This is a genomic window from Paenibacillus sp. VT-400 (assembly GCF_001029205.1).
Taxonomy (GTDB): Bacteria; Bacillota; Bacilli; order Paenibacillales; family Paenibacillaceae; genus Paenibacillus; species Paenibacillus amylolyticus.
Genome location: NZ_LELF01000047.1, coordinates 673,134 through 691,586 on the forward strand (window position 1 = coordinate 673,134; position 18,453 = coordinate 691,586).

The 18,453-nt window shown below is 45.4% G+C and carries 16 protein-coding genes; 3 read left to right on the forward strand and 13 right to left on the reverse strand.

Going from position 1 to position 18,453, the window contains the following annotated elements; all coding sequences use genetic code 11:
* Positions 1 to 432 precede the first annotated feature (432 nt).
* From minD to EL84_RS05315, 4 genes are all read right to left on the reverse strand, one after another.
* Complete coding sequence (gene minD / locus EL84_RS05300) at positions 433 to 1,242, reverse strand: septum site-determining protein MinD (RefSeq protein ID WP_047840958.1); 810 nt, start codon at positions 1,240 to 1,242, stop codon at positions 433 to 435.
* A gap of 406 nt (positions 1,243 to 1,648) precedes the next feature.
* Complete coding sequence (locus EL84_RS05305; RefSeq protein WP_036671783.1) at positions 1,649 to 2,347, reverse strand: response regulator transcription factor; 699 nt, start codon at positions 2,345 to 2,347, stop codon at positions 1,649 to 1,651.
* Positions 2,348 to 2,351: 4 nt separating this feature from the next.
* Positions 2,352 to 4,493 (reverse strand): ATP-binding protein, encoded by a 2,142-nt coding sequence (locus EL84_RS05310; protein ID WP_047840959.1) that lies wholly within the window; start codon positions 4,491 to 4,493, stop codon positions 2,352 to 2,354.
* 269 nt (positions 4,494 to 4,762) lie between these two features.
* Positions 4,763 to 5,392 (reverse strand): hypothetical protein, encoded by a 630-nt coding sequence (locus tag EL84_RS05315; protein ID WP_161799407.1) that lies wholly within the window; start codon positions 5,390 to 5,392, stop codon positions 4,763 to 4,765.
* Between the two features lie 231 nt (positions 5,393 to 5,623).
* On the opposite strand from EL84_RS05315, the gene EL84_RS05320 reads away from it, so the two are divergent.
* Positions 5,624 to 6,484 (forward strand): GNAT family N-acetyltransferase, encoded by an 861-nt coding sequence (locus tag EL84_RS05320; RefSeq protein WP_047840961.1) that lies wholly within the window; start codon positions 5,624 to 5,626, stop codon positions 6,482 to 6,484.
* A gap of 49 nt (positions 6,485 to 6,533) precedes the next feature.
* Here the strand turns inward: EL84_RS05320 and EL84_RS05325 are convergent, their stop codons facing one another.
* The 4 genes from EL84_RS05325 to EL84_RS05340 form a co-directional block, all read right to left on the reverse strand.
* A complete protein-coding gene (locus tag EL84_RS05325) occupies positions 6,534 to 7,079 on the reverse strand; it encodes a hypothetical protein (protein WP_047840962.1) in 546 nt (181 codons plus the stop codon).
* Positions 7,080 to 7,263: 184 nt separating this feature from the next.
* Positions 7,264 to 7,533: a CD3324 family protein gene (locus EL84_RS05330; protein ID WP_036611734.1), complete on the reverse strand. Its 270-nt coding sequence runs from the start codon at positions 7,531 to 7,533 to the stop codon at positions 7,264 to 7,266.
* A 271-nt stretch (positions 7,534 to 7,804) separates the two neighbouring features.
* Complete coding sequence (locus EL84_RS05335; RefSeq protein WP_047840963.1) at positions 7,805 to 8,731, reverse strand: oxidoreductase; 927 nt, start codon at positions 8,729 to 8,731, stop codon at positions 7,805 to 7,807.
* 60 nt (positions 8,732 to 8,791) lie between these two features.
* Complete coding sequence (locus EL84_RS05340) at positions 8,792 to 9,700, reverse strand: helix-turn-helix transcriptional regulator (RefSeq protein ID WP_047840964.1); 909 nt, start codon at positions 9,698 to 9,700, stop codon at positions 8,792 to 8,794.
* 69 nt (positions 9,701 to 9,769) lie between these two features.
* On the opposite strand from EL84_RS05340, the gene EL84_RS05345 reads away from it, so the two are divergent.
* Complete coding sequence (locus EL84_RS05345; RefSeq protein WP_047840965.1) at positions 9,770 to 10,336, forward strand: dihydrofolate reductase family protein; 567 nt, start codon at positions 9,770 to 9,772, stop codon at positions 10,334 to 10,336.
* A 126-nt stretch (positions 10,337 to 10,462) separates the two neighbouring features.
* Here EL84_RS05345 and EL84_RS05350 read toward each other — a convergent pair whose 3' ends face one another.
* The gene (locus EL84_RS05350) at positions 10,463 to 11,587 is read right to left on the reverse strand and encodes an SGNH/GDSL hydrolase family protein (protein WP_047840966.1); all 1,125 of its coding nucleotides are present in this window, start codon (positions 11,585 to 11,587) and stop codon (positions 10,463 to 10,465) included.
* A 64-nt stretch (positions 11,588 to 11,651) separates the two neighbouring features.
* Positions 11,652 to 12,020, reverse strand: coding sequence for a DUF4180 domain-containing protein (locus EL84_RS05355; RefSeq protein ID WP_047840967.1), 369 nt, complete (start codon positions 12,018 to 12,020; stop codon positions 11,652 to 11,654).
* Positions 12,021 to 12,232: 212 nt separating this feature from the next.
* On the opposite strand from EL84_RS05355, the gene EL84_RS05360 reads away from it, so the two are divergent.
* On the forward strand, positions 12,233 to 12,850 hold the full coding sequence (locus tag EL84_RS05360) for an NUDIX hydrolase (RefSeq protein WP_047840968.1): 618 nt from the start codon (positions 12,233 to 12,235) through the stop codon (positions 12,848 to 12,850).
* 109 nt (positions 12,851 to 12,959) lie between these two features.
* Here EL84_RS05360 and EL84_RS05365 read toward each other — a convergent pair whose 3' ends face one another.
* From EL84_RS05365 to EL84_RS05375, 3 genes are all read right to left on the reverse strand, one after another.
* The gene (locus tag EL84_RS05365; protein WP_047840969.1) at positions 12,960 to 13,853 is read right to left on the reverse strand and encodes a response regulator; all 894 of its coding nucleotides are present in this window, start codon (positions 13,851 to 13,853) and stop codon (positions 12,960 to 12,962) included.
* Positions 13,825 to 15,144, reverse strand: a complete 1,320-nt coding sequence (locus EL84_RS05370) for an ATP-binding protein (protein WP_047840970.1) — start codon at positions 15,142 to 15,144, stop codon at positions 13,825 to 13,827. Before EL84_RS05370 ends, EL84_RS05365 begins: the two co-directional genes overlap by 29 nt.
* A gap of 168 nt (positions 15,145 to 15,312) precedes the next feature.
* Entirely contained in the window at positions 15,313 to 18,450 is a 3,138-nt protein-coding gene (locus EL84_RS05375; RefSeq protein ID WP_047840971.1) for an ATP-binding protein, read from the reverse strand.
* Positions 18,451 to 18,453 lie beyond the last annotated feature (3 nt).

The following is an 18,453-nucleotide window of genomic DNA, read 5'->3' on the forward strand; positions in this document are numbered from 1 at the left end:
GGAGATCAAGCGAGGAAAAACTTTACATACAGAAATGGAATTGTCCTAGCTGCGGCGTTCAGCACATTCAGAACATCAACGTCAGCTCAAACATCCGACTGAAGAGATCCGACTGCTTTAAGGTACGATAATGCCAACTTTACAGATTGAATTCGTTCACCGACCTTCCTGATCAGTCGCAGTCGAATTGTGACACCGACACAGCAAATTATGTCGTTTTTTCTTCCGTATTTTATCATGCGAGATAGGGGCGCTTGTGAATTATAAAGAAAACTTTAAGTAAGCAACTACTCGCAAGTGAGAACATCAATGACATCAAAAAATAGCGGCGTAGGGAAGGTAACTCCCACACCACTCTTTCATGAATTCTTTAGCTCGTCTGCAGTCCATTCCAGATGATTCTCTTCTCAACGATTCATCTACCAGAAGCGACTATAACGAACTGCTCTTCCCCCAACGCAGTCTTGGAGGAAGTGAAAAAACACTAATATGCCTCTTGGGTTTCAATGAGATAAACGACTCCTGCTGATTCTTCGCCACATTGTGGGCGATATGCCTGAAGCGCAGCCCGCTTTCAAACTCGGGATTAAGCGCAATCGGAATGCCCTTATGTACGGAACGTATAATTTCTACATCGGCATGGATCACGCCAATCACACCGATATTGAGAATATCGATCATATCCTGCATCTTTACCGTTGCGGAACGAGCTTCCTGTCCGTCGGCCATATTAATGATGAGCTGTGGCGGAGCCGGAATCATATCTTCTAATAATCCGATTACGCGATCCGCGTCCTGAAGCGATGTACGATGAGGTGTAGTAACGACAATAGCCTCATCTGCTGCCAAAGCCGCATTCCAGAATCCATTTTCAATGCCTGCCGGCGAATCGATCAGCACATAATCATAGCCCTGGGCTATTTGCTGTACAACCTCGCCAAAAACTTGTGGATCATCGTGATGCACCGCGTCGTTACTACAGGAGATAAAGGACAAGGTACTGATTCGCTTATCTTTGACGATCACTTGATGTAAAGCACATTGACCCGTCAGAAAATCAGAAATATGATACCTTACCCTATTGCTCAAACCAAGCGGAATATCCAGATTTCTCAATCCAAAATCAGCGTCGATCAGGCAAACGCTGCTCCCCGATAAGGCAAGGGCAGTCCCGAGATTAGCCGTGACCGTTGTCTTGCCAACTCCACCTTTCCCTGATGTGATACATATAACTCGTGCCATCGGAGCCACTTCCTTCTCTTCAAGTACTAATGCGGGACAGCAAGACAACCATTTCTTCACGAATTATCGTTTGATCCGGCTTGAATGTAACGTCCTCGTAGCTAATAATCAGTTGCAATTTGATGAAATATGTCGTTATATCGACCACAGTGATTTTATCATGATGGATTATCCTACTTGAGAAATCTAAAGAAAACTTTAAATCCGTGCGTATTGGATCGTTTAATTTTTCGGAGAGATGGCACATCATTTTGACGAGGATGGAAAAGCGCAGACTGGTGTTGAGGGATTCAATATCTTGAGTCGATTACGAAGCTAGTGGAAAGAACAAAAAATGGGCCAATAGCGTCAGATACTGCTCCAACGCCATTTTCCCATTTATAATAGACTACCCTTACTGCTATATTCATGCTTGTGACGTACTGTTAGAAACCAGCATATATCCGCTACCCCGAACCGTAATGATTCGCTCGGGGTCGGCAGGGTCAGACTCAATTTTTTTGCGTAAATTACTGATATGTACAGCAACCGTTCTCGTATCCTCCAGACTTTCCATTCCCCAGATGATTTGAAACAACGTATCGACACTGACGACACGATTCACGTTTTGTGCCATATAGGACAGCAGACTGAATTCTTTTTTCGATAAAGAGATAGATGTACTTCCCATGTTGACGGACTGCGTGTAGAAATCCAGTGTCAAACCCGGTAACTCCAGCAGTTGTTCCCTTCTACCCGTCGACACTCTGCGAAGGTGAGCCTTGATCTTGGCCATGAGCACTCCCGGACTGAACGGCTTGGTCACATAATCGTCCCCGCCATAGGATAATGCGCTAATTTTTATTTCGTCTTCCTCTTGACTGCTCAGAAACACAATCGGCGCACTGGTGAGATTACGCGCATTCCTGCACCAGTCAATACCGTTTTCATTAGCCAGCAATATATCCAGTATAATTAAATCCGGCTCAAACGATGCAAGCAGCTCCATCGCTTCTGACCCGCTATGACTGCAGGTGGAGACAAATCCCTCCCTATCACAATACACCTGCACAATCTCGCATATATGAGGATCATCATCAACGATCATGATTTTGTGCGTGTCCATCTCATCACCCCTTTCCTTCAATCACCGTACAAGGAAACGTTACATAGAATGTCGCCCCCATCTTGCCGTCGCTCTCCGCTCGAACCATTCCTCCGTGCGCTTGTACGATTTCCCTGCAAATTGCCAGCCCCAGTCCACTGCCCTCTATGCCCATTCCCGGCCGATCATATCTGTAATTACGTTCGAAGATTTGCTCAAGCTGATCCGGAGGAATCCCCATTCCAGAATCCTGTATGCTAATGACTGCATGGGGAGCATGATTCACCACTTCCACAACTAGTGCAATACGCACCAGCCCCCCGCTGGAGGTGAACTTCATGGCATTTGACACTAGATTAAATAAAGCCTGCTCTATTCTTTTCGCATCCATCTCGACAACTGGCAAAATAGATCGTCTATCCTCGGCATCTCCGATATCCAGTATGAAGTCTAATCCTGCGTCGCGCACTACCAACTCATATTGTTCAAAAAAACCATGCAAGAAAGGAATCATCTGAACTGGCTCCATTCGGTACGAGACTTGTCCAGTCTCCAAATGAGACAAGAAGGACAACTCCTCGATCATACGGTTAATCCTTATCGTGTTCTCCCGGATGTACTTCAGATATTGTTCATTGCGTTCCGGCTTGACCCTGTCCTGTATAGCTTCTACATATCCAAGCATACTGGACAACGGCATACGCAGATCATGCGTAATATAAGCAAGTAGCTTCTTCCTCCCTTGCTCGGAGTGAAGCAGTCGGTCATACGAGGTTTGGAGATCATCATGCACTGTAGATAAGGCCTGTGTTCGCTCCTGAACGGTCTGTTCCAGATTCATATTCATTTCAATCAGCTTGTCATTAACGTACTGTAATTCACGTGTAATTCTCTCTTCGTTCGATGCCGTCCTCGTAGATCGCGAAGACAGCAGAATCAGCTGCGCGATCGTAAATATCAATAAGCCAAGCGGAGATGTATTTCCAACTAGCGACCATCCGTTAAAATACAAAAAATCGTTGACAACCGTGACCAAAGTAACCACCGACACCAGCAGGAAGATCAGCGCTCCCTCCATACGTCGCACAGCCGCCTGAACCAGCCCGATCATCAGATAAATCATATGTAGAACTACCATCACACCGATTACCAGCAAAAATTTTGTATATATAATTGCAGGGGTTACCACTACAAGGATACAGAATGCACCAGTTACGATCCGGGTGCCAAGGCGAAACCATCGCGACACATAATTCGGAAAAATACAATCAAAATACATGGTGATGATATAACCGCTGAGGCAAAGAATCAGATATTCGATCTTGAACTGCAATTCCCAAGGAAAATGAGGCAACCATTGTGTAAAGATAAGCTCGCCGTTGAACAAGGATCGAATACCAAGCAGTACAGTAAACAGGCCAAAATATAACGGAGCTTTATCCTTACGTCGCAACATAAACAACAGCAGATTATACAAACCGATCACTAGCAAACTTGCCGTGATGAACATATCCCTGGCAAGATTCAGATTGGTCTTGGTCGTTAGTACGTCACTGCCACCCAGCTCGATATCCTTGGTAATGCCGCCCCGATGATGTTGGAAGTTGGATACTTGCATGACCAGCTCTAACGTGTCGCTTTCAGGCTGAAAATACACCAGCTTTGTTTCCAATTGCGGGGTCATGCTGTGCTTGTCCTGACCAACCTCACCAACTTCTGCCAGCAGCTCGCCATTGACCCATAATTTGTACGCATTAAAAATGCTAGACAGCCGCAGAGCAAGCATCTCATCGCGATCCTGCTCGCTTAGATGAACGACCAGTCCAAAGGTTGCATAGCCTGTACCGCTCAGCCGCTGACCTTCTAACGGGTAGCCCAGCCAGGAGCTTGGGATGTTAATCCAGTGGTCCTGATTTCCTTCCCTTGCCGAACGAACCCGCATATCCTCAGGCGACAGCAGTTCTTGCCAATAGAACGCCCACTTCCCTGTTAATTTTTGCGGATTCGTACTAAGTTGAGCCTGCGTTAAATCCAGAATACCTTCTTCACTTTGGAGTCTAGGAGAGTCCGGCGAAGAGAGGACGACATAGCCTGTAACCAAACCAATAACAGCAGCAATGATATACAACCAAACCTTACGAGAACCGACTCGGAGAATCTCCCTCATGATGAACCCAACCCCATTCTACAAGAGCGCAATAAGTAAGTTGATCATCCAAATAATATCATCAATACAGGAGAATGTACCCTGCAAATTTCTAGCAGGTGTCGATAGCTAACATCGCGATGATACCCTTTTGACGACGCGCGCTTAGCTGGGTGCGCCGCCACAAAAAAAGTACACACTTTGAAGTGCATACTGATATGAAGGATCTTATTCGCAATGAATAATTCGAGCACAATCTGTATGTGCCAGATTCACAGATGACTCATGCATTATAGTGAATTATTGATGATTTCTGTGAAGGGCTTCATGTTGTACGTGTCATCCTGAATGCGCCATTCTCCCTGATCCTGCAAAAAGGTGATATCACCCGATAACGGAATGGACTTGAACTCTTTGCCATCCTTATCCGTAAATTTCAAATCGAGCGTGTATTCCACAAGAATCCAGTCACTCTTGCTATCTTTGATCTTGGTTTGTATATTTTCAGGATGCAGCAGAGCCTTCTCTTTGTCTGCTACACGTAAAGGAATCTTGTTAAATCGCGCATCTATATTGGATTCGAAATTCCTTTCTGTCAAAAATGGTCTGATTACTTCTGCTCTAGCCAGCAGACCCTCCACAGTTAACGTATCTTCATAGTCCTTATAATCAACAGTCAGTTCGGTTGTTTTATAATCCAGCGACATTTCGAGGGCCTGCTGCTCATCTATGGCTGACGCCTTCTGATTGCTCACAATACTCGGCTGATTCGTCGCTGGTGGAATGGTCTCTTTAACGTTCTCGGCTGACTCAGATGGGGTGCACCCCATTATCATGACAGATGAAAGAAACAACGTACTCATCACATAAGCTAACTTACGCGAGGTGATCAACTCCTTTCTCGTCAGTATTACTCTCAATTATCCCTTCAATAGGATATAATGTCCAGTTATTAGGAACATCTGAACAGACACCCAGTGAATTACATCCATTGGGTGTCATCTTCATCATAGATTGTGTTATAGTCATCGGGAAGTGATTTGGAGGAGATAATAATGATGATCAAAATTACAACTGGACCAACTCTCGAAGGATAGCGCCTGAGGGTCCAATAACTGCGTGTTTCCTTCAACAATGAAGGTGTGAAAGCTATGTCAACTTATCAAGTCTTTCCTATGATCTATGATTCCAAGGAACAGATTGATGCTATTATTTTACTCGAACAACAATGTAAACAGCTTGATTCCGTTCATCTGAAAGCAGACCTTGACCATATTAGCAAAAAAGACGGAGACCATGCACTCCTCTGTTATCGCCACGGTGATTTGGTAGGACTCCTCAGTTGGTATCCATCCGACGGCGTAACCGGGAATATTAATGCCATCGTACACCCAGATTTTCGTCGCCAAGGTGTGTTCGGCAGCCTACTGAACAGGGCCATCCTGGATATGAAACCACAAGGGATTAACCAACTCAGTTATCGCGTTCCTCAGGGCTTATCTCCGGGTGTTCATACTGCCCAATCCCTCGGAGCCATTTATGATCGTGCGGAGTACTCGATGCAACTTGTGAATGAGGTCCTTTCGGTTGTGGAGCCTCCTGAACTAACGTTGTCCTTGGCAGAAGCCGAGGATATGGAATTTATGGTCACTTGCTCCTCCCAAGCCTTTGGAGATTCGGAGGACTGGACACGCGAGTACTTTATGCAAACAAATGAACCCAGCCGAGTCACCTATATTGTATGGCAGAATCAACTGCCTGTTGGGCTGGTACGGGTCAACTCCATTAATGCAACAACCGCATTTATTCATAACTTCTGTATCTTGCCTGCTTATCAGGGACAGAAACTGGGGCGCACTGCGCTTAGCATCCTGGTTGATCTCCTAAGGAAACAAAGTTACACAGATATTCGCTTATCCGTTGTTACCGAGAACAAACGTGCTTTGAATCTGTACCGCAGTGTTGGTTTTGAAGTGATTTCTGAGTATCACTATTTCAACGGTAGTTTATAAAAGGTAGTAGAGAGAGATCGTTTTCCGCAAAGGGAGACGGTCTCTCTTTTTATATATTGGAGAATTGAAAAATCAATTTATAACCATCGAACGTTTGCCCGTACATCTCCCGATAGTTACCTTTGGTATAATTATTCACTGTTTTCCGCCAGAAAGATTGGCCAATCTTATTGTTCTCCGATGGATTGGTGAACAACTCCCAGTTTCCTATAAACATGCCAAAGATCGTCGATGCCGCGTGTTCAGCAACGCCTACACCTCGAAACGGCTGCATCAGAAAGAAGTCATTTACAAAGAAATTCGTGCCTTGTGAACAATATGGCGGAGTAGCTATGAACGCAAACCCTGCCGGTATGCCATCCACAATCATGAGGAACGGATAAAGACACTCCGGTTTTTCCCACCATATGTTCTGGACGTTATACTGATCCTGCAAAGTTATATAATCAGGACTTGGCTCAAAAATGCCATGTTCGTTCGGGGTATGCTCTCCACCCAGACCATAATGTCCGGATAGATCATGAAGGTATAGCGGGTACATATTTTTAATCACATACGCCTCGTCTTTATTCGTTAATTTCACTTCTATATTCATATTCACCAACCTTACCAGATGATTTAAGGAGTTAATTCATGAACTCTCACAGCATAACCTTCTACCGTCAAATGAATTGTACGCGTAATTAACAACCTCGAATATGTAAAAAAGCTTTAATAACTATTCTTTATTCTTACAGGAAAAAGCCACATTCGATTGCTCGAACATGGCTTTTATAGTTTCATCCCTTTTTGCAATACACAATTTTCTTGATGCTATCGATGGATAAACAGTATTGGTCCGCAAGCTGATCGATGGTTGTTCCGGCAGCAAAAAGCTGGCGGATCTCGTCGTTCCGCTCCCGGACAATCCTTCTGCCACCCGAATTCTCGCCCCACTTCTTGTGGGCATCCTTGGGCCTCGGAATATAGATCAAGCCACCAGAGATATGACGCTGTATTTCTTTGAGTAATTCTTCCGGGAAGATTGTATCCGCATTAATATATTTCACGTTGCTCCACTCCTTAAAAGTTAAAATCTTTAAGGCAGCAGAGTCGTACAATGAACACATTGGATATGCACTACAATGATATGGCGGAAAAGAATTTCAAGCTCTATGCAAACAACCGCCGTTGTTCATCACATGGACTCTGCATAGAGCGGGTCGTTAAATTTATTATGAATCGAATCATGGTAGCCCCCCATTCAGTTAATCTTATTCGTGCTGAAGAACTTTTAACTGTCTATACCATAATAAGGTTTACTTTCCCTAATGGCAAAATCTACACGTCGAATCTGTAATATACCCCTGTTAATTCTTCTGATACGCTCCATAGCTTGTTTGAAATGTTAGCGTCATATAATTTTTCGATGATCTTAGCGCTCTTGGGATAGCCCTTAGTGCCGCCCATACCGCTGGGAGCAATATACTCCCCTCCCGTGATCGTCGGATCTGCTGCAGCATATAAGGTAGGTAATGCCCCCATATGTGCTGGTTGACTAATGATTTTCAAAAGACTGCGCATGAATATATTGGTCTGTTTCCCCGAACCGAAGGAAAATAGATTGGTATGCGAAATTCCTGGATGAGCGGCGATACTCATGGAATCAATATGGGCGGAATTAAATTTATTCTGCAGCTCTCTCGCAAACATCAGATTGGCTAGCTTGCTTTGACTGTAGAACTTCATGGGATTATATCCTTTGGAGCCATCTAAATTATTAAAATCAATCGCACCATTATGAGCTGCCATACTACTTACAGTGACAACTCTCGATTTCGGAGTAGAGATCAATCGAGGCAATAGTAGACCCGTAAGCGCAAAATGGCCTAGATGATTACTACCAAACTGCAATTCAAAGCCATCTTTCGTCAACTGGAATGGAGGGTTCATAATTCCTGCATTATTAACGAGAATGGACAAAGAATCGTATTGCTCAAGAAAAGCGGCTGCGAACTTACGAATACTAGCTAAATCGCTAAGGTCGAGCTGCATAACGATTACCTCTCCAGCTACATGCACAGACGACTTTATTTTATTAGCTGCCTTTTCACCTTTTTCCAGATTACGAACTGCAAGGATAACTTTTGCGCCTTTTTCAGCTAACGCTAATGCCGTTTCATACCCTAACCCGCCGTTCGAACCTGTCACAATCACTACTTTATCGGATACAGTCGGGATGATATCTTTAGTCCAAACTTTGCTCATTTGTCTACACACCTTTCTTATCTCTTCCTTGATACCCTAATATCCAGCGTTTGAAAGCTCTTATCCCCCACCATACTGGCTTAAACTCCGTTCCAGCATCCCTTTAACCTGCTGCTGTAGTTCGAGCGGAGACACCACCTTCACTTCCGGCCCATAGGAGAGTAACTTTCGTGCTGTAAAAGAGAACTCTTCAGGCGGAATCAGTCCGCGCCACTCATGGCCTTCAACTGACTTGAACAATACATCTGACGCAGCAATCCTCGCTCCAAATTCCGTGAAATGCAGCACCACTTCTACGCTTGCTCTATCTTCTTTGGCAGCTAACCATGCCTTTAGACTTGGAACAGATTTATCCACTGATTCCATAACCGTCAACTGCTGCATGCGATCCACCCGATACAATAATACGCGGTCCTTATTCCGGGCTGGCATGTACCAATGTCCCTGCTCATAGTAGATGCCATAGGGAAAGACCTGGACTTTTTTAGGACCACTGCGGGCATGATACATAAATTCGATTTCTCTCTTTTCTACCGCTGCACCCAATATCGCTGTTGTTAAAGGCTCGGCATGCTCACCTGGATGTTGGACAAAAGCAATGTGTTCCCTCATTCGCATAATCAGATCCTGTACATCTTCGGGCAAAGTAGAAAAATACTGCTCAGCCAGATGTTCACGCATTGATCCATACGGAAAATCCGGTACTTGCTGTAGATATTCCAGCATCATAAACAGCCCTAATGCCTCCTGCTGTGTCAGTTGAAGGGGTGGCAAAATCCGATTGGGCAACACCCGGTATCCTCCGTTCACGCCAACTTCTGTGTACAAGGGAAAACCCAGCGCCTGCAATGCATCCAGATCTCGCTGGATCGTACGAACCGAAACGTCGAACCGTTCTGCCAGTTCCCGGGCAGTGAACTTTTGTCTGGAATCCATCAGGCGCATGATCGCCAATTTCCGATGATTCATTTATTCAACATCCTAACTACGTCAACTTTTGTCATAGTTAAAGTGTATCATACATTTTAGAAGGGAGCGATGAACATGTCTGATAACAAAACAATTTTGTACATTGCTATGAGTTTGGATGGATATATCGCAAGACTGGACGGTTCGGTCGATTGGTTATTTGATGTGGAGGGTGACGGAGGAGATAACGGATATGCTGCCTTTTATGAAACGATCGGTAGCGTTGTTATGGGACGTTATACGTATGAAGAGGTGCTCACACTTTCCGAAGAGTTTCCCTATGCGGATCGCCCAACGTATGTGCTTTCCCGCTCGGAACAGCCGCCCGCTCCGCATGTACAGTTTACAACTGAGACGGTAGATACGCTCATTCCCCGATTAAAGCAGACTTCTGATGGAGACGTGTGGATTGTGGGTGGCGGTATATTGGTTCAAGCTGTGTTAGCAAAAAAATTACTGGACGAGATTGAAGTCGCCATCATTCCCAAAATTCTTGGTGAAGGCATCCCCTTATTCCCCACAGGCACTGTGCCCAGCCAATTCAAAATGGTCCGGACCCAGACGCTGGGACAGATCATTTCGATTCGTTATGAGGTACAGAACAGCGGCCCATCGGACACACCTTCGAATGTCTAGATAAGTAGAAAAGGAAAAAGACCATTCTTATGATGAAGGAACCTCATCAAGTTAGATACCATCTAACCACTGGGGTACCCGTTCATGAAAGAGTGGTCTTTCCATTACCATGTATCAAGTATCAAGTTATCCTATCAATCCTCGTACATATTCCGCTAACACCTCTGCCGTCCTACGATGAGATAAATCGCCAGGATGGGTACGCGCCCCTACCGTCTCTTCGGTTGTATCAGGAAGCTGGATGATTGAGACCTTACGATCTCCTGTCCCCTTTGTATACGCATCAACCGCGCGGTAGATGGCAGGCATCATGGGAAAACCAAGCATGCCATAAGCCCATACGAGTTGTGCATCCGGATTGTTTTTCCGAAGTTTGAACAGGAACTGCTCCACCGCTTTCTCAAAAGCGGTCAGATCTTCTTCATGATACGTACCATCTTCGTTCAAACGCTGCTTGTACACCTTGCCCGTGTCGGGGTCTTTCCACTCCGGTGACTGAAATGCACCCCCATCATTGCTGCCCAGGTTCACGACCACCACATCCGGCCGCCACGAACCAAAATCATGCTGATCTCCTGCACCGAGCGCTTCGTTACGCTCACCAGTAAGCAAGCCACAGACCTGTTCGTAATAATCGGGGATGTTCCCCTTTGGATTGTTATCCCAACTTGTCAGCACACCCCAGCCACTTTGCGAGATGACCCGATATTCTGCATTCAATGCCTCTGCTGTCATAAACGTATAATTATGTATGGCGCTAAACCACATCGGAATCCAATCTTCCTCCGCTTTCGCTCCAATCGCACCTTCTCCAGATGTAATACTGTCACCAATGAACTCGATCTTGTACGGTTTTTCCTGCACAGGCAGGAATACTCCATCCGATTTCACCGCATGAATCTGCAAGAAACAACCTGGGTCACCACTCATCGCTTGAACATCTTTGACGATCCGTACATTCTTCACCACATCTGCGTTCATACCTCGGAATACACAGACCCAGTACCTTCCCGCCGTTAACATCTGTCTGCTCACCGGAACACCGTTGATCAGAATGCTGATCCATGACTCATACATGTCATACTGCGACTCTACTTCAACCCATAGTTCGGATCCCTGTACATTGAGTTCAACTGCACTCCCCGTCCAAAATAACGTCAACGGCGATCGCTCTCCAGTTGTTCTGCCATGCACTTTAAGATTTCCGATCTCAGGCAGAGCATATACCTTTAAATTCTCATTAGATATCACGGTGCAAACCTCCTACGTTTGGCTCAGATTATAAGGAGGCTCTCTACATGCCTCGGAAGTACGCTTAACTGATATTATGCAACTTTTGAAGCGCTTCCTCTTTGTTTTTCAAAAAGAAAACATGCTTGCCATTGTTGCACTCATAGATGAAATCTCTCAAGCTCTTGCTGTTATGTCCTTCGAAATCTCCCACAATAGCAAGCTTAACATGATAGTTCACGTATTTCTGCAAAATGTCGCCTGCAAGCTTGGTTTTCAGTTCGAAGAACTCTTCCGTGATGTTCGATTTGTCGATAATGAGCTTATCGGCATCATCGCTATACCTTACCGAAGCCATCAAATCCAGTGCATCTTGAGCATTGTTGATGACGATGCCATCACTTTCAATAATGGCGACCTTGGAATTGCCTTGTTGATTAATAGTTATGTTCATTTCACTTTCTCCTCTTCTGGACATCGTTTCTTTATAATATCTCGCAGTTCTATATTAAAAAGCAATATTTGTAGAGTGCGTTTAATCATTAGTGTGATTCTCTAAATTTGATTTGTCTTTTCTTAGTAGTTATAGACTGTAATTAATATGATATAATGGGGTTATTTCCTAACTAAACTAAATCTCGTGACTTGCGAAGAAAAGAGGAGTCCATGGACACAAAGTGGCTAGAATGGGCAAAACAGATTCAAGCTATCTCACAAACAGGTTTAACCTTTGCCAAGGATGTTTATGATATCGAGCGATACGAGGAATTGAGGCGCATTAGTATTGATATCTTAAGCAACTATACTTCTGTTAACAAAGAGAAAATATCACTTACATTTGCAAGTGATTCAGGTTACGCAACGCCTAAAGTCGATATTCGCGGTGTTGTTTTCAGGGAAAACAAAGTGCTTTTGGTTCGAGAGAAATTAGATGGGGCATGGGCATTACCAGGGGGATGGAGTGACATCGGCCTATCCCCATCAGAAGTAGCTGTGAAAGAAATTAAAGAAGAATCCGGTTTTGATGTTGTGCCGATGCGGTTGTTAGCAGTATTGGACAAAAAATTCCATGGACACCCACCTGAGCCTTATCACGTATATAAGATGTTTATCCGCTGTGACATTGTGGGTGGGCATGCGGAAACAGGTGTAGAAACCAGCGCAGTTGATTTTTTTGCTATCGACGCTTTACCTGAATTATCATTGGAAAGAAATACGCTGGAACAAATTAAAATCATGTTCGAATTTCTTGAACAACCAGATAAAGAAGTAATTCTGGATTAAAATAATACCCCCTTCAGCTTGCCCGTCTTTGGTGAAGGTGACCTCGACACCGCCGATGGTCACCTTCCCGGGTTTTCATATCCTCCAACAGACAGAGGCATATGATGCCTCAATTATTCATCTTTTCAAGCGTCTCCATGTAGAACACATGCAGGAACTTTTTGATATTAACCTTGCCTTTGTCACCTGCCTGATCTTCTTCCATGGCTCTCATCTTCATTCGAACATCTTGGAAGTCAAAGTAGAGGGGAGCATAATGCTCAAACTTGTGGTTGCTATAATCGGTGAGTCCAATCGAGGCCATGTTCGTTAACGCGGCAATTACCGTTCTGCGAATGCGCTGTTCCATCGCCTTGCTCTCTTTCTCGACGTCTTTGGGCGTGGACTTGTACGTCTGGGCCACCGCTTCATAGGACTCCTTCAGTGGCGGCCACTCTGCGACCTGCTTCTGATCAATCGCATACTCCATGAGCGCAATGATGTCCTTGCTACCACTTTCTCCGATGATCCCCAGATCCATTAGAATGCTTCTTGCCGCATCTCGCACCGTACGACCTTGGGCAGGGGCCGTCGCTTCCACCAGATTCAATCGAGCCATCGACTGCTTGATCTCCAGCACGTATCGTTCATACTTCCACTGGTCATTCACTTTGCTGAGCACATGCTCCACTTCCACCCGATTAATCGGTTTATGAATAAAGAATTCAATGCCGTTCTGGTAGGCCGCTCCTACCATCTCTTTGTTCTCCACCTGAGAGATCATGATGAATTTCCCGGTATAACCCCCGTGCTTCAGCTTCGCCACCGTCTCAATTCCGTCCTGATCCGGCATCAGCAGATCAATCAGCACCACATCTGGACGCAGATCCATGATCATCCGTGCTCCTTCTATGCCGCCCTCAGCCATGCCCGCAAGCTCACCGATACCACAGGATTCAATGATATCATGCAGCATGCTCCGACTTACCACATCATCATCCACGATCATGATAGAAAGTGTCATCGACATCGGCCCCCTTTATTAAATTCATCTTGGGAATAGCTATACGAAATGTAGTCCCTCTCGCTCCCAGAGGCGCCGATTCCACTGTGATCTGTCCCGTCAACGACTGAACGATATCACGTACATGGGACAGGCCAATGCCTGTCGCGGCAATGCCAACTTCATTGAACTTCGTTGTGTACCCTGGTTCAAAGATGACATCCCATTTGGCTTCGGGTACGCCTTTTCCAGAATCCATCACAACGAAATACACGTTTTCTTCCTGCTCATATATACGAATTCGAATCGTCCCATCATGCTCAATCGCCTCTACCGCATTGGCAATCAGGTTATTCATTACCGTGAGAAGAGGAATGTAATACGGAGACTCACAATCATACTGTTGCTCAATGTCGATCTTGACCTGCTTATGCAACATCTCGCTATATTTTCGGTTTGCTTTACTGGCAAAGTTCAGCACTTCAGACAGGCTCATGTTGACTGCTTTTTCATTATCATACAGCTTCAGCAGACCCGCCAGAATACGTTGTGAATCCTTCTTCACTTCATGAATCTGCTGAGCAATGCCCAGGGTGCGCTGACTGTATTGGTTCATGTCCTGCTCCCGGAGATCGCGATATAGATCATAGCTGTCAGCTGTAATGCCTTCGATCGTATTCATCGCTTTCTTCAGGTAAAAGACCTCGCCATACAGACCCGAGTTCACACTCAGCATCTGCTCCATCCGCTTCTCCTGCTCTGCATGTAAGAGCCTCATCTGCCTCACCGCAATGCTGTTATATAGCCCAATCACAAAGTAACTTCGCAGACCGCCCACCACAAGCAAATACAACCATTCCTTCATATAAAAGATATTGGTCCCGCTTAACATTCCGCGAAAAAGTAGCTCAACAAGATTAGAGGAGAAATCGATACATGTGATTAACCCGCCGAGCAGAAGAGGCTGCATCTCATGGAATCGATGCTTGAACTTGCTAAGCCCATAGGCAAAGACCACATAATACACACCTGCCCCCAGATTGTCCCGCATGCTTTCCAGTATAGACACGCTCTGTACATGATTGATGAGATCTACCGACTGAAACAGCAAATTCGCGATGCCTGTCAGGATTCCTGTCTTCACATAAGACAAGTGTGGCATGATCATCAGCAGAAATAAAAGGATGCTAACCCCCAGCCCGATTCGGAAGTAATCTTCCCGGAACGGATTTATCTTGAATTGCGCCCCTACCGCAGTGGTAAAGGCAATGGCCGTCATCTGCACATTCTCATTTTTGACCCAATTGCGCATCGATCTCTTCACCCACTATAACAACGTTTAGCGCCCAATGCCGGAACCCGCGCTTCTAATGTTAAATATACTAACATATGAAAGAAGCATTAGAAATAATTAAAATTAGGGAATGAACACGCAATTAAAACAAAAAGGCCGGAAGTTTTCACTTCTGCGGCCTTTTCCTTATATTTCATCCGGAATATCAAATGATACCATCGTGCCCTCACCCGGCTCACTTACGATCGATAATCCCTGACCATACCGTTGCAGCAATCTGCGGTTTGTATTCACAATGCCTATTCCGCCTTTTCCACCTGGCGTAGCATGTAGCAGCTCTGCAACCTTCTCCGGTTCGATACCTTTGCCATTATCCTTCACCTCAATACGGGTATAACCCTCATGACGAGTAATGGATAGGCATAACGTACCGCCTACATTGCGACTTAATAGTCCGTGTCTGACGGCATTTTCAATCAAAGGCTGAATTGATAGCGGCGGGAGAAGCAACGGAAGGTCCGGCTCTACGTTTAATACCACCGACAATCGATCTTCAAATCGTGTTTTTTCAATAAAAAGATAGGCTTCAACGAGTTCCAGCTCATATGATAATTTCACCAGTTCCCCTGTATTGAGATAGTTGAAGCTGATCCGTAAATAGGATGAAAAAGCTTCACCAAGCTTCCGCATATGCTCTGTATCAATATCACTTAAAACCATAAGTGAATTCAACGTATTGAACAGGAAGTGAGGCTGAATCTGAGCCTGTAAATACGCGGCCTCCATGCGCAGGCGCTCTTGGATAGACTGATTTAGCATGGTCAATGCACGTATCCGATATTTCAGTTCCACCGCATCTACAGGCTTCGTGACATAATCATTGGCGCCCGATGCAAACCCCGTGTAGATATCTGGCGGCTGACTTCGTGCCGTCAACAGCAGCACAGGAAGCTCAGACATCGAGAATTGTTCCCTCACCTTCTGGGTTAACTCATATCCGGACATATTGGGCATCATCACATCTGTAATGAGCAGATCCCACTGACGTGTGCCGAGCAATTCCATCGCTTCCTGACCCGAACCTGCTGTAGTTATATCATATGGTTCCGTCGAAAGAATGCTGACCAACACATCCAGATTCACCGGATCATCATCGACAGCCAGAATGGTAGCTCTCCCCTCTTTTAACAACGGAGCCATCTCTGCTGTCGCCAAGGCTTCCGCGTCCCCCATACCTTGGCGGGGTAACAGGAATCCGCTAGGTGCATCTTCCATCATCTCGGCGGCCTGTTCCCATATCAGGGGAAGTTGTGACTGAGCCTGATCGGCGGCTTCATCTGCGAGTGGTAGATCGAAGCTGAATGCCGAGCCCTTTCCGAGTTCCGAGCGAACCGTAAGTGCCCCACCGTGCAGTTCTACGAGCTCTTTGCAGATGTTCAGTCCAAGCCCGATGCCTTGTCCATCACTGATTCCATACGACCCTTGTTCATACGGGAGGAAAATGCGCATCCGTGTATCTTCATCCATGCCAATGCCTGTATCCGTCACATGAATCAGAGCATGTCCTTCACGAATTTCGGCACTTACGGATATCGTTCCTTCCTCTGTATGTTTAAGCGCATTATGCAGTAGATTATACAAAATCTGAACAAGCCTTTCTTCATCAGCCATGACCTGAGGGAACGATTCCGGAATCTCCATATGAAGGCGGACTGGTTTTCGTTCTGCCATGAACTGCAGCATGGCGATAACGCCGGGCACAACCGACTGTATGGAAAGAGGCCCCTGACGTAACTCAATGCGGTGCTCCTTCAGCCGGACTACATCCAGTAGATCACCAAGGAGATGTGACATCCGTCGACCGATCGTAATCAGCAATTCCATATCCTCCAGGCTCCGTTCATCCAACCGGCTTTTCTCTCGGGTGATCACGTTGTGAGCGATGTTAATGATCCCGTGCAGCGGGGTCCGCAGTTCATGTGATGTATTCGCCAAGAATTGATCTTTAATTTTGTCGCCCTTCTGCAGTTCTGTGTTCAGCTTCATATTCTCCCTGACATTCCTGAAGTATTTCTTGAACCAATAGGCGGAGAAGCCGGTAATCGCAAAGATAATGTCAATGGGATAATAGACTGTTGTCACATCTTTGGCTGTCTCGACCACACTCCATATCAGGTTGGATGTAATGCCTCCTGCAGTAAGCAGCAGAAAAACAATATCCCGGTCCGCCTGTTTCCTGAAGATCATCGTTCCGACGATGTATAGAAACCAGATCATGGATACAAGAAAGAATAGGTTAATGACGTTGTAATGGATCATGGCATAGGTAATATGAATGGGCACCACCACAATCACGGCCGTATAGATCAAGGTCATTACAACATGCCACTTTAGCCATGCCTTTCGTACATGAACCACCGTTAATCTCTGGAATAACAGAAGGATACAAGCATTTTGCAGTAACAATGAGATCAATCGAATTTTAATGCCCCAAGTATAATTAATTGGAAGCCATAACATCAATATATTGTCATGACCCATCGTAACCGTGATGCCAACAGATAAAGTTAATACGGCTCCAACCAGCAAGGAACGTTCCTGTCGATTAAATGCGTAAAGAATACAGGCATACATGCCGTGGAGGAGCAGAACCAGAAAGGTGAGCATCTGAAAACCAATGGAATACCAACGCGAAAAATCAACGGCTGCCTGTGAACCAAAGCGAACAGGTTTGCTAATTCCGCCCATATGCGGACTGTCGTAATTGGCTACACGGACCAATAGTTCAATGGAGGTTGTTCCTTCCTGATCATAGGTCGCTGTATATGAAGTGCTTCTGGGTATATATGTACTGCCATCCGCGGAGACCTCACCCATACCCCCGTCGTTGTGTCCATTCATCTCAACCTCGGATGAACTTCGGATTCCCTTGAACCAGAAAGTTACCGGCGTCTGAAGTGGATCTGTCAAAATGCGCAATCGATATGTTCCGTAACCGTACGAACTCTCTTGTTCCTGATTCTGTGCACTCCCCCAGTCTCCTGGGACCTGAACACTCTTCGCACCGCCATTCCTCTTCGCAATATCTTGTTGGGTCAGCAACTCATCCGGGTAAAGTTCCCATTCCCCATTCAAGTACATGACAGGGGACTGATCCAGATCCACATCTCTCAAATCAAGCACCCCGTTAACGGCGCGATGCTCATCTACTGTGTGGAATAGCTCAGACCATACCGAGCGCATGCCAATTAACACTCCAAAAATAATTAGCATGATGAACAAATATTTGTAACGGTCCATACGTTTCGTTTGAAGTAATTTCATTAA

Excerpts from the sequence above, each read along its gene's own strand:
- EL84_RS05355 (WP_047840967.1), bottom strand. The coding sequence starts at position 12,020 with ATGAACATAACTATTAATCAACAAGGCAATTCCAAGGTCGCCATTATT.
- EL84_RS05345 (WP_047840965.1), top strand. The coding sequence starts at position 9,770 with ATGAACATGTCTGATAACAAAACAATTTTGTACATTGCTATGAGTTTG.
- EL84_RS05370 (WP_047840970.1), bottom strand. The coding sequence starts at position 15,144 with ATGCGCAATTGGGTCAAAAATGAGAATGTGCAGATGACGGCCATTGCC.
- EL84_RS05340 (WP_047840964.1), bottom strand. The coding sequence starts at position 9,700 with ATGAATCATCGGAAATTGGCGATCATGCGCCTGATGGATTCCAGACAA.
- EL84_RS05365 (WP_047840969.1), bottom strand. The coding sequence starts at position 13,853 with ATGACACTTTCTATCATGATCGTGGATGATGATGTGGTAAGTCGGAGC.
- EL84_RS05320 (WP_047840961.1), top strand. The coding sequence starts at position 5,624 with ATGTCAACTTATCAAGTCTTTCCTATGATCTATGATTCCAAGGAACAG.
- minD (WP_047840958.1), bottom strand. The coding sequence starts at position 1,242 with ATGGCACGAGTTATATGTATCACATCAGGGAAAGGTGGAGTTGGCAAG.
- EL84_RS05360 (WP_047840968.1), top strand. The coding sequence starts at position 12,233 with ATGGACACAAAGTGGCTAGAATGGGCAAAACAGATTCAAGCTATCTCA.
- EL84_RS05335 (WP_047840963.1), bottom strand. The coding sequence starts at position 8,731 with ATGAGCAAAGTTTGGACTAAAGATATCATCCCGACTGTATCCGATAAA.
- EL84_RS05310 (WP_047840959.1), bottom strand. The coding sequence starts at position 4,493 with ATGAGGGAGATTCTCCGAGTCGGTTCTCGTAAGGTTTGGTTGTATATC.
- EL84_RS05325 (WP_047840962.1), bottom strand. The coding sequence starts at position 7,079 with ATGAATATAGAAGTGAAATTAACGAATAAAGACGAGGCGTATGTGATT.
- EL84_RS05375 (WP_047840971.1), bottom strand. The coding sequence starts at position 18,450 with ATGAAATTACTTCAAACGAAACGTATGGACCGTTACAAATATTTGTTC.
- EL84_RS05305 (WP_036671783.1), bottom strand. The coding sequence starts at position 2,347 with ATGGACACGCACAAAATCATGATCGTTGATGATGATCCTCATATATGC.